This window comes from Nocardia sp. JMUB6875 (genome assembly GCF_041154655.1).
Taxonomy (GTDB): Bacteria; Actinomycetota; Actinomycetes; order Mycobacteriales; family Mycobacteriaceae; genus Nocardia.
The window spans coordinates 1-705 of the sequence record NZ_BAAFGR010000415.1; the positions used below are offsets into that span (position 1 = coordinate 1).

At 67.1% G+C, this 705-nt stretch carries 1 protein-coding gene and 1 pseudogene; both read left to right on the top strand.

All coding sequences use genetic code 11. From position 1 onward, the window contains the following. Positions 1 to 93 precede the first annotated feature (93 nt). Positions 94 to 300, top strand: coding sequence for a hypothetical protein (locus ACAM49_RS40325; RefSeq protein WP_369640764.1), 207 nt, complete (start codon positions 94 to 96; stop codon positions 298 to 300). A 173-nt stretch (positions 301 to 473) separates the two neighbouring features. Next, a pseudogene (locus ACAM49_RS40330) lies at positions 474 to 705 on the top strand (hypothetical protein); the annotation flags it as partial.

Below are 705 nucleotides of genomic sequence, written 5' to 3' on the forward strand. Positions count from 1 at the left end.
GCTACCTTTCGTGATTGGAGGGTGGGTGCGATGGGTGGGCAGCACGGCTAGGCCGCGAGTCGGGTTCCGCTTCGGTGGAACAGCTTTCTGATCGTGCTTCTCGCGACGATTCTGGCAGTGTCCGGGCAGGCCGCCCCGGCGGCGTCCGAATCGGTCGACGGCGAGAAGGGTGGCGTCACGATCCGGGAGAAATCCGGCAGCAACTTTACGGGCTACCGTGGCGTCGTGCCCGCGCTGGTGGAAAAGGTCAGCGGACAGACGGTCGTCGGGGCGGTCCAAGTGGGGGGTGGTGGCCGGTGACGGCGTCGAACACGACGACGAACCACCCGCTCCGCTCCACCGTGAACAACACCGCCGGTGTCGGCACCAGCCCCGAAAGACCCTGCGCGGTAGGGGCTTCCGCGCGGTACGGGACCGCGAGCCCGTCACTGGTGCGGACCGCCTTCGCGAACGCTTGCCTTCCGTCGGCGAGGGTGAGCACCGCGTACCTACGACTGCGCGGATTCACCAGCTACACATACGTTTTCCGGGACGGCATACTGACCGTCGACCCGACGGATGCCCCGCCCGCCGACGCGCATATCAGTGCGGATCCGGTCACCATGCTCCTGCTCAACTACGGCAGGATCGGTCAGTGGTGGCCGGTTCTCACCGGTCGGGTGCTCACGTGGGGTCGAACGCGCTGGCTCTCCTCGACCTTCGCAG